We start from the raw sequence: 13,779 nt of genomic DNA on the forward strand, positions 1-13,779 counted from the left end.
GATAGATCTTTTATAACGATGCTTTTTTGTAAATAAAGCAGGGTGTTGCATTGACTCAAACTAGAGTCTTATTTGTTTTTGTTGTCGACCAATACTGCCAGAAGGATAACCACTGCTTTTGCAATCATCTGGTAGTAAGAAGATACGTCTAACAGGTTTAGGGCGTTGTTAAGGAAACCGATAATCAATGCACCAATTAATGTGCCCATGATGCGGCCACGACCGCCGGCTAAGCTTGTGCCGCCAAGAACTACGGCTGCGATGGCGTCTAATTCATAACCCATACCTGCGGTTGGTTGAGCTGATGACAGTCGAGATGCCACGATGATGCCTGCCACTGCTGCTAACAGACCACAGATTGCGTAAACGCCGATTTTTACTTTATCTACGTCGATGCCTGATAGGCGAGTGGCTGATTCGTTGCCACCCAGTGCGTAAACGTAACGACCAAAGCGTGTGTGGTTAAGTAGGTACCACACTGCTGCGAATACCACGACCATGATCCATACTGGAACTGGGATGCCCATTGCGTAGCCTGTACCGAACCAAGCGAATGCGTCCGCTGTGTCAGTGAAGCCCGTTGAAATAGGGCGACCATCTGTGTAAACCATGGTTACGCCGCGCAATAGAGTCATGGTGACTAGTGTTGCGATGAAGGCTTGAACCTTACCCTTGGCGATAATCACACCACTGATAGCACCTAATGCAGCACCTGCGACTAGAGCGGTTGGCACTGCGATCATCACTGGGATTTCCATACCAATCATGCTGGCTGCGAATGCACCACAAAGTGCCAGTACCGAACCAACACTCAAGTCGATACCTGCGGTTAAGATAACCAGCGTCATACCCACTGCGATAATGGCGTTGATAGAGGTTTGGCGCAGAATGTTTAGGATGTTGTCGACAGTAAAGAAATTCGGATTTAGAAAAGAAACGACAACAATCAGGAAGATCAAAGCAATTAATGACTTTTGATCAATCAGCCACTCTTTACTGATTAACGGTTTCTTCTTTGGCGCTTCAGTTTCAGTTGTTTTGCTTATGGTTTTAGTACTCATGCTGCGTCCTCGTTGAGCTTTTTACCGACCGCACACGCCAGTAATAATTCTTGGTTTGCTTCTTTAGCATCAAATTCACCGCTTACACGGCCTTCATGCATCACCATGATGCGGTCACTCATTCCTAATACTTCTGGCATTTCAGATGAGACTAAGATGATGCTCATGCCGTCGGCTTTAAATTTATTAATGAGTTGGTAAATCTCTTTCTTAGCACCGACATCGACACCACGAGTTGGTTCATCGAGAATCAATACTTTTGGTTTAGTCATCAACCCTTTAGCGATAGCCACTTTCTGTTGGTTGCCACCAGAAAGGTTACCAATAATTTGCTCGCGAGTTGGTGTTTTGATGTTGAATAGCTTGATGAAATCATCAACCGCCATCACTTCGTCTTGGTGTTGAATTTGACCACTCTTAGTCAGTAGATCCAGTGAACATAGCGACATGTTCTCTTTCACTGAAAGCCCAAGCACTAAACCATCGCCTTTACGGTCTTCAGAGATGTAAGCAATACCATTGGTAAGACCATCTTTTGGACTCACAGGATTAATGGTTTTGTTTTCCAGGTTGATGACGCCGCGTTCACTTGGAAGGGCACCGTAAATCACTTTCATCAGTTCGGTACGACCCGCACCCATTAGACCAGATACACCCAGGATTTCACCGCGTTTTAGCGTAAAGCTCACGTCGTGAACACCAGAACCCGTCAGGCCAATCACTTCAAGACAGGTTTCACCGTGGCTCTGGCGGATACGTGGATATTGCTCGTCTAGCTTACGGCCAACCATCATTTCGATTAGGCCATCTTCGTCGGTGTCATTTACTTCACACTGACCAATGAACTTACCGTCACGAAGCACTGTGATGTCATCACAAATCTCGAAGATCTCTTTCAAACGGTGAGAGATGTAAACAATGCCACAGCCTTCATCGCGCAGTTCGTTAATCACCTTAAACAGAGACTCAGTTTCAGTATCGGTTAGCGCATCAGTCGGCTCATCCATAATGATGACCTTAGATTCAAACGATAGGGCTTTCGCGATCTCTACCATTTGCTGCTCACCAAGACTTAGCTGGCCTAAAGGTGTTTTTGAGCTGTGTTTTACGTTAAGGCGTTTAAGTAACTTGTCCGCTTCTTGGTACATCTCGTTCCACAAGATGCGACCCATGGTGCCCGTGATTTCACGACCTAAGAAGATGTTCTCGGCAATGGTCAACTCAGGAATTAGATTCAGTTCTTGGTGAATGATGCTAATGCCTGCTTGTTGAGAATCACGCGGCCCTTTAAATGCGGCAGGCTTTCCTTGGTAGGCGATAGTGCCGCCATCCAAGTGATAGATACCCGTCAACACTTTCATGAGTGTTGATTTACCCGCACCGTTTTCACCCATTAACGCCATTACGCGTCCTGGGTAAACGTTGAGGCTTGCCTTATCCAGTGCTTTAACACCAGGGAAAGCTTTCTCAATTGAGCTAAGTTCTAAAATGGCTTGAGTCATGTCGGTTCCTTTACTCGGGGCCAGTTGTATTTGATTGTTCTGTCTATGTATTCTTTTGGTTCAGTGATGACACTGAGCTGTCATTGCGTTTTGCTTGAGCTAAAAGGTTACGCCAGCTTGGAAAATAACATTTGCGTATGGTGTGCATTCACCAGTGCGAATCACCGCGCGGCTTTCATGCGTTCGCTGTTTAAATTCTTCATGAGTGATATAAGTAATCGAAAGCGATTTGCCACAACGTGCTTCTTCTGTCTTGATTAAATCAATCAGCGCTGCGTGGTGCTCTGGGCTTACTTTCGCAAACTCTTCTGCAATCACAACGCCTTCGATTTGAGATTCATCCAGCATGGTTTTTACCGTTTGCTGAAAGCTTGGGACACCGTGAGTCAAAGCAAGATCAATACGAGTTACGTGGTCTGGAATCGGTAAGCCCGCGTCACAAATCGTGATTTCATCTGTGTGGCCAAGAGTCGCCACTAAGTAAGAGAGTTCAGAATTAATTAGAGTACTTTTTTTCATATCACGACCTATCGAAAAATAACGTTTGATGGGTTGAGGACAACTCAAGAAAAGCCATCGAAACGTTTCGATAGTGATAATAATGTGTGATTTATCATTTGCACGTCTGATTGTTTTAGAGTGTGATAACGATCATCGAAACGTTTCGATGGGGCGTCTTTTGGTGATCGTAATCACTATTTATTTGCAGGGTGAATGTGTTGATTTACTTATTTTACGCTTCTCGTGTATGAGCTGTTACAGCAACGATGGCATGGTCCGTACTGAATTGGTCATGCTCGAAGCTTGGATTAATTAGGTGATGGTCTAACACTGTATAGCTAGAGATCTCCATCAAACTCGAGGAGTTCTGACAGTCAAACTCGTTCGACATCAAAATGTAGTCCAGTACAGACCCAGAAGCGCCGTAGTAATGGGTTGGTTTACGCTGTTCAAGCAAGTCTTGTTCATGCAATTGATGATAAATATCCCAGCTGTCTTTTAAGCGGAAGTGGGAAAGCCAATGCTTGCTGTTTTCGTCTCGGTTTATTGCGTAACTCAACAGCCCTTTAAACTCATCGTGGAATAATGGTTTATTAAAGTCACCCATCAACACCACAGGCTGATCGGTTTGGTAGCGATGATTGGTGATGTATTGATGCAGCATCTGAGCTTCAAGGCCGCGTTGAACACTCGATAACCAAGAGCCAAGTTGTTCTTGGTGGAAGTGAGTGAGCGTCTCACTTTGTGGCTTTGCGCCTTGCTGAGCGTTATCCGAATCGACAGGTTCAGTTCTTGGCTCCGTCGGACGCTGTGATTTGAAATGCACAACATAACAGTCGGTTGAACCTAAATGAGGCAACGTAATAGTGGCATGAACAGGTGTTCGGTTGAATGAGAAGTTGTCACTAAGGTTGAACGCTTTCAGTAACTTCGAATCTGGCGTAACAGGCTGCACGTTTTCAATCGGGTAACGGGAAGCGATACCAACGACAGGTGAGGTATATAGGTAATCATCTTCAACGTGTGCGCTATCGACTACTGCAAAGTAAGGGTAGCCAAGTTCATTCATTAACTGCTCTAAAGACTGCGGGCTAAATATCTCTTGAAAGCCAATCACATCACAATCTAATGAACGAATCGTTTCAGCCATCCAGTGCTGTTTCTTCTTCCATTCATCGAAGCTGTAGATGTTCTCAAAATCATAGTAAGCATTCGGTGGTTCGAGGTAGTTCAAAAGATTGAACGTTGCGAATGTTATGTGGTTTGGTTTGTTCAAGGTTGAATCCTATTGAAATCACTCCTTTAAGGATATCTAAAATACGAAGATATTGTTCGGGTTTAGCCACTTATTTTCATTGGCTCTAGATTAGAGAGTCGTTTTCTGCTTAGATTCTCTCCACTCGACGCTTTTAAGGCGTCGCATTTATTTTTATCTGCGATCAATCGATCGTTTTGTAATGGTTAAAGAATGAAAAAATATACTTCCCTTACTCTTATGTCATTGAGTGCTCTCTTCTCTACATCGTCATTGAGTCATTCCCTTGAGGCTTATTCTATTGCGAAAATCGAATCTCGTATCTCGGCGCGCATTGGTGTCGCAGTTTACGATTCCGCGACGGAGCAAATATGGAATTATAAGGGCGACGAACGCTTTCCAATGATGAGTACCTTTAAAACTTTAACGTGTGCGAATCTTCTCTATGACCATGAAAGTGAAGGATTAGATTTAGAGTCAAAAGTTGGGATAGAACCTGATGAGCTTATTGCTTGGTCTCCGATTACTAAATCGTTTGTCGGTAAAGAGATCTCACTCAGAAGCGCATGTGCCGCAACCATGGAAATGAGCGACAACACGGCCGCTAATATAGTGTTACGCAGCACAGGTGGGCCTAACGGGTTAACTGAGTTTTTGCGTTTCATGGGAGACAGAAAAACGCGTCTTGACCATATCGAACCCGATTTGAATCATGCTCGTCCGGGCGATGAGCGTGACACCACGACACCAAACACTATGGTAAAAACGTTAAACGAATTGGTGTATGGCAACGTGCTATCAGAAGAATCTAAAGCTCAGCTAAAGACTTGGATGATGGATAATAAAGTCTCCGATGGGATGATTCGTTCGATTCTGCCTGATGGTTGGAGGATTGCCGATAGGTCAGGGGCGGGTGCTTATGGTTCACGTGCTATTACCGCAATTGTGTGGAGTGAAACTCATGCTCCTTTGATCATTAGTATCTCTCTGACGGAAACCGAATTAACCATTCCAGAGCGTGACACTGTGATCAATGAAATTGGTGAACTTGTTTTTGATGAGTACGGCGTTCAATAGTTAATACCAACAACACTTCGCGCTAGTCACTGATACAGCTTCGGTTCTAGCGCGTTTTATTTCTTTAGACCGGACCAAGTAATTTATAAATAAACGGTAATAGATGGAGTGCTGATGGTTTTATTAGTTATTACATGATGTTAGATTTGAACCTATACTTGCTTTAACGGTGTGCATTTAAAGCCGGTCAATCAAGTTGGATATAGAATTTATAACATTTGAAGGGAGAATCAAATGGGAACAAATTTTCGAAGTAAAGCCTCGCAGCGCACTCAGTTTTTCAGGTTTAATTTGCCGTCATATGCAGTCATACTGCCGCTTATTGTTTTACAACCCTCCGTTACTTACGCTTCTGATACCCAATCAACACCTGCTGTCACCGTTATTGAAACCACACAACTGGTTGGTTTTGGTGAAGCAAAATATTCAGCCGATTTCACTCACTTTGATTACGTTAATCCCGATGCGCCAAAGCAAGGCAAGGTGACTTATGGCAGCATTGGCACTTATGATAGCTTTAATCGATTTGGTTCCCGCGGCGTTCCTGCAAGCTACACGGGTGAAATTTACGATACCTTGATGTTCTCTCCGAGTGACGAGATTGATGCCTACTATCCATTGATTGCTTCAAAGGTTCGCTACGCCAGTGATTTCACTTGGATGGAAGTTGATATAAACCCGAATGCTAAATTCCAAGATGGAAAACCCATTACGGCGCATGACGTTGCCTTCACTTTTGAGAAATTCTCAACAGAAGGTGTGCCTCAATATCGCGTGTATTACAAAGAAATTGAATCAGTAACGGCTGTTTCTGATTCGGTTGTTCGTATTGAGATGAACCAGCCAAACCGCGAGAAGTTGTTTAGCTTTGCCCAAAGCACTCGTGTATTGCCAGAGCATTATTGGAAAGACAAGAAGCTGTCTGAACCTTTAAGTGAGCCGCCTGTAGGGAGTGGCCCTTATAAGATCATCAGCTACAAATCAGGCCAAAGTGTTACCTATGGTTTAGATGAAAACTACTGGGCCGCAGACCTACCAGTTAACGTTGGCCGTAATAACTTCAAGCAGGTGCAATACGATTACTACCGTGACGACACGGTAATGTTGGAAGCGTTCAAAGCAGGGGAGTTCGATCTTCGAACCGAGAACTCGGCTAAGTTCTGGGCCAACTCTTATACGGGCGCGAACTTCGATAAAGGCTACATCATTAAAGAAGAGATCAACCACGAGAAGCCTGAAACGACTCAAGGTTTTGTCTTCAATATTCAATCTCCAGTGTTCTCAGATCCTAAAGTTCGAGAAGCGTTAACCTACGCGATGGACTTTGAATGGATGAACAAGAACATGTTTTATGGTCAGTACAAACGGACTCGTAGTTACTTCCAAAACACTGACTATGAAGCGAAAGGTTTACCAAGCGAAGCTGAAGTCGAGTTGTTGTCTCAATACAAAGATCAGATTCCACCGCGAGTTTTCACCGAAGAATTCCAACCACCCGTCACCGATGGCAGCGGCCGTATTCGTAGCCAAATGCGTACTGCTTTCAAATTGTTGAAAGAAGCAGGTTGGGTACTGAAAGACAAAGTAATGACTAACGCAAAGAGTGGTAAGCCAATGTCTTTTGAGTTATTGATTTACAGCCCGACCACGGAGCGAATTGCAACACCAGTTCAAAAGAATCTCAAGCGCATGGGTATCGAGATGAAGATCCGCACCATAGATACCACTCAGTATATCAAGCGCTTGCGCGATCGTGACTTCGACATGGTGTCTTCATCGTTTTCTGCAAACCCTTACCCTAGCCCAAACTTAATGATCGTTTGGAACTCTAACTACATTGATTCTACTTACAATACTGCAGGTGTGATGGATCCGGTGGTTGACGCGTTAACAGAAAAAATTGCGCGTAACCAACAGCATCCTGAAAAACTTCTTACACTAGGTCGCTCACTTGACCGTGTATTGCAGTGGAATTTCTACAACATCCCGCAATGGCACGTTGGTGAGTACCGCGTAGCAATGTGGGATAAGTTTGAGCGTCCAGATGTATTGCCTAAATACGATTTAGGTATTGATACATGGTGGATTTCAGAAGAGAAGGCGGCTTTGCTTCCTGAAAAACGTCGCTAGGAGTTAGTTAGCATGGCCGCGTATATATTTCGGCGTTTACTGTTGGTGATCCCCACGCTGTGGGCGATCATCACCATCAACTTTTTCATTATCCAGATTGCGCCCGGAGGTCCGGTAGAGCAAGCTGTTGCTCAATTAGAAGGGCATAACTCCGGCATCATGGAGCGCTTTTCTGGTGGTGGACAAGAAGTTGATTTAAGCGAAAGTGACCAAGCGTCTGCCAGTGGCTATAAAGGTTCTCGTGGGCTTGATCCGGAAGTGGTTGAAGAAATCAAAAAGCAGTTTGGTTTTGATAAGCCGATTCATGTTCGCTACTTTGAAATGTTGAAAAATTACGCGAGCTTTAACTTTGGTGAAAGCTTGTTTAAGGGCGGCAACGTTATTGATTTGATCATCGAGCGACTGCCTGTTTCCATCTCCTTAGGGTTATGGAGTACCTTAATCATTTATGTGATTTCGATACCTTTAGGCATCATGAAGGCGATACATCACGGTTCTCGGTTTGATATTTGGTCGAGTGCGGTGGTGATTGTCGGCTATGCTGTTCCGGGCTTCTTGTTTGCGATTATCCTGATTATTTTGTTCGCGAGTGGTAACTACTTCAGTTGGTTCCCATTGCGTGGACTCGTGTCGAGTAACTTCGACCAGCTCAATTGGTATCAGCAAATTGGCGACTACTTCTGGCACTTGGCGTTGCCTATTTTTGCAATGGTCATTGGCGGCTTTGCCACGCTCAGCATGCTGACCAAAAACTCTTTCCTTGATGAAATCAACAAGCAATATGTGGTGACAGCGCGAGCAAAAGGTTTGGACGAGAGCAGTATTCTCTACAAGCACGTGTTCCGTAACGCTATGTTGATCATTATTGCGGGTTTCCCTAGCGCATTTATTAGTATTTTCTTCACGGGTTCTATGTTGATTGAAGTGATGTTTTCACTTGAAGGTATCGGTCTGCTTGGCTTTGAGTCGACCATTCAGCGAGATTACCCAGTGGTGTTCAGCTCTCTCTATATCATGACCTTGCTCGGCTTGGTACTGAGCATTATCTCCGACCTGACGTATACCTGGGTTGATCCTCGAATTGATTTTGAAGCGCGTTAATGGCGAATGAATAAAAAGGTATTGATAATAAATGTTTAACAACCCTTTAGCTGAAGCTCGTTGGTTGCGTTTTAAAGCAAACAAGCGTGGTTTTATCTCCCTTTGGATATTTACCATTCTGTTTGGACTGAGTCTGTTCGCAGAGATCATCGCCAACGACAAGCCACTCTTGGTTTCTTATGATAATCAGTGGTTTGTGCCTGTCATTAATGAATATGCCGAGACCGAATTTGGTGGCGAGTTTGAAACCGAAGCGGATTACAAAGACCCGTATGTTATTGAGCTCATTGAAGACAGCGGCTACATCGTGTGGCCAATCATTCCTTTTAGCTACGATACGATAAACTTCGATATTTCAGGCGCGGTGCCATCGGAGCCAGATTCAGTGAACTGGCTAGGAACCGATGATAAAGGGCGCGATGTGCTAGCTCGCATCATTTATGGGTTCCGTATTTCCGTTCTATTTGGTTTTATTCTGACGATCGTATCGAGTGTGGTCGGCGTCGTAGTCGGGGCGACACAAGGTTATTACGGTGGCTGGGTCGACTTGTTTGGGCAGCGCTTCATTGAAGTGTGGTCTGGTATGCCGACCCTGTTCTTGTTGATCATTTTGTCGAGTTTTATAGAGCCGAACTTCTGGTGGCTGCTCGGAATTATGGTGCTATTCAGTTGGATGAGCTTGGTTGGGATTGTTCGAGCTGAATTCTTACGTTGCCGAAACTTTGATTACGTAAGAGCCGCGCAGGCCATGGGCGTGGGTGACAAACGCATTATGCTTCGTCACATGCTACCCAATGCGATGGTGGCGTCGTTAACCATGATGCCGTTTATCCTCTCAGGCTCGGTCACTACGTTAACCTCATTAGATTTCTTAGGCTTTGGTCTTCCTGCGGGCTCGCCTTCGTTAGGTGAGCTATTGGCGCAAGGTAAAGCTAACTTACAAGCGCCTTGGCTTGGCATTTCTGCTTTCGTCGTGCTTTCACTGATGCTGACGCTACTGGTCTTCGTTGGTGAAGCGGTGCGTGATGCTTTCGACCCACATCAACAGAAGTAAGGATAGGTTATGACTTCAAATACAACGCCTGCTTCTCCAGTTTTGACCATCGACAAATTGTCGGTCGGTTTCGGGCGAAAAGATTCGATAGAACAAGTAACTCATGATGTCTCGTTGGAGATATACAAAGGTGAAACACTTGCTCTGGTAGGAGAGAGTGGTTCTGGCAAATCAGTTACGGCTAATTCAGTGTTAAAACTGCTGCCTAAAGGCTCATCGCACTACTTAAACGGTAAGATTAATTTCTCAGGTACCGATATCCTGAGTTGCTCTGAAAGGCAATTGCGCGGGATTCGTGGTGGTCGCATCGGCATGATCTTCCAAGAGCCTATGGTGTCGTTGAACCCACTTCATCGAGTCGGTAAGCAGCTGGTTGAAACTCTTTCTATTCACCGAGGAATGCGAACCAATAAAGCGCAAGCCTTGGCGATAGAGTGGCTTTCAAAGGTGGGTATTCGTTACCCAGAGCAGAAGATATCCGCGTATCCGCACGAGCTGTCAGGTGGAGAGCGTCAGCGTGTGATGATTGCGATGGCACTGATCAACGAACCAGAACTGCTTATTGCTGATGAGCCGACAACGGCTTTGGATGTATCAGTACAAGCGCAGATTCTCGACCTGTTAAAAGATCTGCAACAAGAGCTGGGTATGGCGATGCTCTTTATCACACATGATTTGAGTATCGTTCGTAAAATTGCCGACAGAGTGGCGGTAATGAAAGATGGTCGCTTGGTTGAAAGCAACGACTGCCAAACACTCTTTAATGCACCAGCTCACCCTTACACACAAAAGCTTATCAACTCTGACCCGAAAGGTTTGCCCGTTCCAGTGTCTCCGGAAAGTGAACCTCTGCTCGATGTTAATCAACTTCGTGTTTGGTTCCCGATTACGGGCGGTTTATTCAAGCGTACCATTTCTCATGTCAAAGCCGTAACAGACATGGAGTTTACTTTAAAGAAAGGGCACTCAATCGGTTTAGTTGGCGAAAGTGGCTCTGGTAAATCGACAACCGGTATGGCGATACTCAAATTGGTGCAAAGTGAAGGTTCAATTACCTACGCTGATGAGCAAATTCAAGGCTTAAACCGCCAACAAATGCTTCCGTTTAGAAGCCGCATGCAAGTGGTCTTTCAAGACCCGTTTTCTGCATTGAATCCAAGAATGTCGGTTGCGCAAGTGATTGGTGAAGGTCTATTGGTTCATCAACAACTGGATGACACTGAACTCGACCAACGTATCTGTGACGTAATGAAAGAGGTCGACTTAGACCCAGAAACTCGTCACCGCTACCCCAACGAATTTTCTGGCGGACAAAGGCAGCGTATCGCCATTGCACGAGCTCTTATTCTTAAGCCAGAGTTTATCTTGCTCGATGAACCAACATCGTCATTAGACAGAACGGTACAAGCGCAAGTGTTAGATCTACTCAAGTCACTTCAAGAAAAGTACGGTCTGACCTATTTGTTTATCAGTCATGATTTGAATGTCGTGAAATCCTTGTGTCATTACACCATTGTAATGAAAGCTGGCGAGGTAATAGAGAAGGGCGACACTGAGACTTTGTTCGGAAATCCGCAACATGAATACACCAAGCAGCTTGTGAGTCTTTCAAATGTTGGTGGGACGTTATAACGGAGGTGACAGCATTAAAACAAATAATGACCTGATCAATTCAACATGGTCATTTCGTTGTTTTAAGATTACACTGCGCCCAATATTTCAGAAGTACATATTTAGGTAGAGGTCACCATGGACCAAGAACATTACGAAGACGCTGATTACGAAGGTTACGATCACGGTGAAGAAGGCGAAGAGATTGAAATCGAAGCCATTGGTATCGATGTTTCTTTTCAGCCAATCGAGCTCTACAAAGCGTTTAAGATCGCTAACCTAGTAAGCGGTGGCGGTGAGGCTAAACACATCATTTCTGAAGGCTACGTAGCGGTAAATGGTGAGCTAGAAACGCGTAAGCGTCGTAAAATGTACGATGGCGACTTCTTTGAATTCAATCAAGAATACTATGTAGTGGTGTGTGATCAGCCAGTACAAGAAGAATCAGAAAAACCGAAAAAGAAAGAAGCGCCGCAACAAAACAACAAGACGAAGAAAGGTCAGTCTAAAAAGGGTTCAAGCAAGAAAGAATCGCAGCGGAGCACTGCAGATACGCTAAGTGCTAAAGCTGAACCTAAGAAAGAGAAAAAAGAGAAGAAGAAAGAAAACAGACCGAAAAAGAAAGCGGACACGCTAAAGCCACAACGTGATGATAAAAGCGGCCGTAATTCGATTGAATTCTTCTAAGTTATAGTTCTAAACTGCTACTCTTTTTAAACCTAAGCAAGGTTTGACCTAGGTTTTACTTAAGCAGATATCAAAAGGCTCGCTATTTAGTGAGCTTTTTTTGATCCACTAAACTTAACCTATGGCCTGGGGTTAAGGCTTGCTTGAAAAAAGCTATGTGTATGTCTAGCACCAACGAGCCGTTGAACTGCGTGAAAGTTTCTAATTCTGACCAATCATGTATTTAATGAGTTACGCTTTGTTGTCTTCATAGCTGAGGTATTGGATACACAGATCATGAAAGGCCTGAGCTTGCGGTGAGATCGTACGGTCGGCCAATCTAAATATGCCGATTTGTCGTTGCAAGGGCGGGTCAATCAACGGAATCCAGATTAATCGGGTCTCATTGGTTGGGAAGGCCAGCTTTGGCAGCGTGGTTAAGCCTATCCCAAGTTCTAATACAGAAAACAGCGAAGTGATGTTCTCCACGGAATAGAGCGCTTGTTCACTGAGCATTCGTGCGGGTGTTGGGTCAAGTAGGGTACATGTCCCGTTGCGAATGAACGGTTGTTTTAACAAAGTTTGCCATTCTATTCCCTCGAACTGAGAGGCGATAGGGTTGTCTCTGAGGCAGACCACACCAATAGGATCGGAGAGCAATGGCGTGAAATCGATGCTCTCTTCTTCTAAATGGGAGATATTTCCGAGGGCAACATCCACTTCCCCAGAGAGTAATCTTGCTTCCACACCAGCCGCATTGTCATCAATCAAGCTTACCTCAACATTCGGGTACTGTTCACAAAAAGCCCCTAAAACACTAGGGATTAATTTTGCCGCTACCGATGGCACGCTCGCTATTCGTACTCTTCCTTGTTGTCCTGCGGCGGCGGCACGTAAGTCATTGTCTAACGCATTGTAAACATTAAGAAACTGAATGACTTTTGGAAGGCATATTTCCCCGAAAGGAGTCAGTGTGGATTTGTTGCCTGTTTCAAACAGTGGTTGGCCGAGTATTTTTTCTAGCTCTTTTATTGATGTAGAAAGTGCCGCTTGCGATCGATTTGCTCGGTGAGATGCTGCTCGAAATCCGCCTTCTTCGACCACTAAAACAAAATGTTTTAACTGTTGTAGCTTAATACTCATGGCACTGATCCTTCTCTAGCCCTTGCTATACCTGACTTTTTTGGCAGGTGATAGGTTTTACTTATCAAATGCACAAAATTTACCGTTAGATTTATCATTCGTCAAGGTGCAGTATTTAACCATCTTGAAACATAGTTGTTACAAAGTTGGATGGAATCGTGAACGCACAAACTAAAAAACACCCAGTAAAAACCGCTCTTTTTGCTTCAAAAGCACCACTAGAGTGGGCGATCGTAAATAACGGTACTCTATACACCGCGCAGATTCCAATTGATGAAACGGGCGCAGTCGTAGAGGGCGGTATTGAAGCGCAAACGCGACAGACTTTTAACAACCTTGTTCATACGTTGGAGTGTGCAGGCGAATCTATGGATTCAGTGCTGCAAGTTCTGATTTACGTGACAGACCGTGAATACCTAAAAACGGTAAACAGCGTATACGGAGAATACTTCAATGCACCTTATCCAAACCGTGCTGCGGTCGTCGTTGCAGGGTTAGCAAGAGAAGAGATGCTGGTCGAGTTCGTGGTTTATGCATCGGCGTCTCAACCTGAATAATTCGACTGTGAACTAAGGCTATTTGCGGTTCAATACTCTTTGAATTAAAGCGGTTTATTGATACAAGCGAACGGGTTCACTTTAGATACAAAATATACGACTTATTTTAGCAATTAATTAC

12 protein-coding genes are annotated in these 13,779 nt (G+C 44.5%); 7 read left to right on the forward strand and 5 right to left on the reverse strand.

Going from position 1 to position 13,779, the window contains the following annotated elements; all coding sequences use genetic code 11:
- Nucleotides 1–68: 68 nt before the first annotated feature.
- The 4 genes from rbsC to WR49_RS16595 all read right to left on the reverse strand — a co-directional run bounded on the left by rbsC (nt 69) and on the right by WR49_RS16595 (nt 4,340).
- Complete coding sequence (rbsC, locus tag WR49_RS16580; RefSeq protein ID WP_046224736.1) at nt 69–1,061, reverse strand: ribose ABC transporter permease; 993 nt, start codon at nt 1,059–1,061, stop codon at nt 69–71.
- Nucleotides 1,058–2,563 (reverse strand): ribose ABC transporter ATP-binding protein RbsA, encoded by a 1,506-nt coding sequence (rbsA, locus tag WR49_RS16585; RefSeq protein WP_046224737.1) that lies wholly within the window; start codon nt 2,561–2,563, stop codon nt 1,058–1,060. The genes rbsC and rbsA overlap by 4 nt, the downstream gene beginning before the upstream one ends.
- 99 nt (nt 2,564–2,662) lie before the next feature.
- Nucleotides 2,663–3,082: a D-ribose pyranase gene (rbsD, locus tag WR49_RS16590; RefSeq protein ID WP_017060853.1), complete on the reverse strand. Its 420-nt coding sequence runs from the start codon at nt 3,080–3,082 to the stop codon at nt 2,663–2,665.
- Nucleotides 3,083–3,296: 214 nt separating this feature from the next.
- Nucleotides 3,297–4,340: an endonuclease/exonuclease/phosphatase family protein gene (locus WR49_RS16595; protein ID WP_046224738.1), complete on the reverse strand. Its 1,044-nt coding sequence runs from the start codon at nt 4,338–4,340 to the stop codon at nt 3,297–3,299.
- A 192-nt stretch (nt 4,341–4,532) separates the two neighbouring features.
- On the opposite strand from WR49_RS16595, the gene bla reads away from it, so the two are divergent.
- From bla to WR49_RS16625, 6 genes are all read left to right on the forward strand, one after another.
- Entirely contained in the window at nt 4,533–5,396 is an 864-nt protein-coding gene (gene bla / locus WR49_RS16600) for a class A beta-lactamase (protein WP_046224739.1), read from the forward strand.
- Between the two features lie 234 nt (nt 5,397–5,630).
- Nucleotides 5,631–7,526 carry an extracellular solute-binding protein gene (locus WR49_RS16605; RefSeq protein ID WP_046224740.1) on the forward strand — a complete coding sequence of 632 codons (1,896 nt, stop codon included), beginning with the start codon at nt 5,631–5,633 and terminating at the stop codon, nt 7,524–7,526.
- Between the two features lie 12 nt (nt 7,527–7,538).
- Complete coding sequence (locus WR49_RS16610; RefSeq protein ID WP_046224741.1) at nt 7,539–8,627, forward strand: microcin C ABC transporter permease YejB; 1,089 nt, start codon at nt 7,539–7,541, stop codon at nt 8,625–8,627.
- A 31-nt stretch (nt 8,628–8,658) separates the two neighbouring features.
- Nucleotides 8,659–9,681: an ABC transporter permease gene (locus WR49_RS16615; RefSeq protein WP_046224742.1), complete on the forward strand. Its 1,023-nt coding sequence runs from the start codon at nt 8,659–8,661 to the stop codon at nt 9,679–9,681.
- A 9-nt stretch (nt 9,682–9,690) separates the two neighbouring features.
- Nucleotides 9,691–11,313 carry a microcin C ABC transporter ATP-binding protein YejF gene (gene yejF, locus WR49_RS16620; RefSeq protein WP_046224743.1) on the forward strand — a complete coding sequence of 541 codons (1,623 nt, stop codon included), beginning with the start codon at nt 9,691–9,693 and terminating at the stop codon, nt 11,311–11,313.
- A gap of 117 nt (nt 11,314–11,430) precedes the next feature.
- Nucleotides 11,431–11,979 carry an RNA-binding S4 domain-containing protein gene (locus WR49_RS16625; RefSeq protein WP_046224744.1) on the forward strand — a complete coding sequence of 183 codons (549 nt, stop codon included), beginning with the start codon at nt 11,431–11,433 and terminating at the stop codon, nt 11,977–11,979.
- 231 nt (nt 11,980–12,210) lie between these two features.
- Here the strand turns inward: WR49_RS16625 and WR49_RS16630 are convergent, their stop codons facing one another.
- The gene (locus WR49_RS16630; protein ID WP_017058460.1) at nt 12,211–13,101 is read right to left on the reverse strand and encodes a LysR family transcriptional regulator; all 891 of its coding nucleotides are present in this window, start codon (nt 13,099–13,101) and stop codon (nt 12,211–12,213) included.
- A 158-nt stretch (nt 13,102–13,259) separates the two neighbouring features.
- On the opposite strand from WR49_RS16630, the gene WR49_RS16635 reads away from it, so the two are divergent.
- The gene (locus WR49_RS16635; RefSeq protein WP_004741170.1) at nt 13,260–13,658 is read left to right on the forward strand and encodes a RidA family protein; all 399 of its coding nucleotides are present in this window, start codon (nt 13,260–13,262) and stop codon (nt 13,656–13,658) included.
- Nucleotides 13,659–13,779: the final 121 nt, after the last annotated feature.

Source organism: Vibrio sp. ECSMB14106 (genome assembly GCF_000972265.1).
GTDB lineage: Bacteria > Pseudomonadota > Gammaproteobacteria > Enterobacterales > Vibrionaceae > Vibrio > Vibrio kanaloae.

What these genes read in the sequence shown, in the direction of transcription:
- rbsD (WP_017060853.1), bottom strand. Translation starts at nt 3,082, where the DNA reads ATGAAAAAAAGTACTCTAATTAATTCTGAACTCTCTTACTTAGTGGCG.
- rbsC (WP_046224736.1), bottom strand. Translation starts at nt 1,061, where the DNA reads ATGAGTACTAAAACCATAAGCAAAACAACTGAAACTGAAGCGCCAAAG.
- WR49_RS16610 (WP_046224741.1), top strand. Translation starts at nt 7,539, where the DNA reads ATGGCCGCGTATATATTTCGGCGTTTACTGTTGGTGATCCCCACGCTG.
- yejF (WP_046224743.1), top strand. Translation starts at nt 9,691, where the DNA reads ATGACTTCAAATACAACGCCTGCTTCTCCAGTTTTGACCATCGACAAA.
- WR49_RS16630 (WP_017058460.1), bottom strand. Translation starts at nt 13,101, where the DNA reads ATGAGTATTAAGCTACAACAGTTAAAACATTTTGTTTTAGTGGTCGAA.
- WR49_RS16615 (WP_046224742.1), top strand. Translation starts at nt 8,659, where the DNA reads ATGTTTAACAACCCTTTAGCTGAAGCTCGTTGGTTGCGTTTTAAAGCA.
- WR49_RS16625 (WP_046224744.1), top strand. Translation starts at nt 11,431, where the DNA reads ATGGACCAAGAACATTACGAAGACGCTGATTACGAAGGTTACGATCAC.
- WR49_RS16605 (WP_046224740.1), top strand. Translation starts at nt 5,631, where the DNA reads ATGGGAACAAATTTTCGAAGTAAAGCCTCGCAGCGCACTCAGTTTTTC.
- bla (WP_046224739.1), top strand. Translation starts at nt 4,533, where the DNA reads ATGAAAAAATATACTTCCCTTACTCTTATGTCATTGAGTGCTCTCTTC.
- rbsA (WP_046224737.1), bottom strand. Translation starts at nt 2,563, where the DNA reads ATGACTCAAGCCATTTTAGAACTTAGCTCAATTGAGAAAGCTTTCCCT.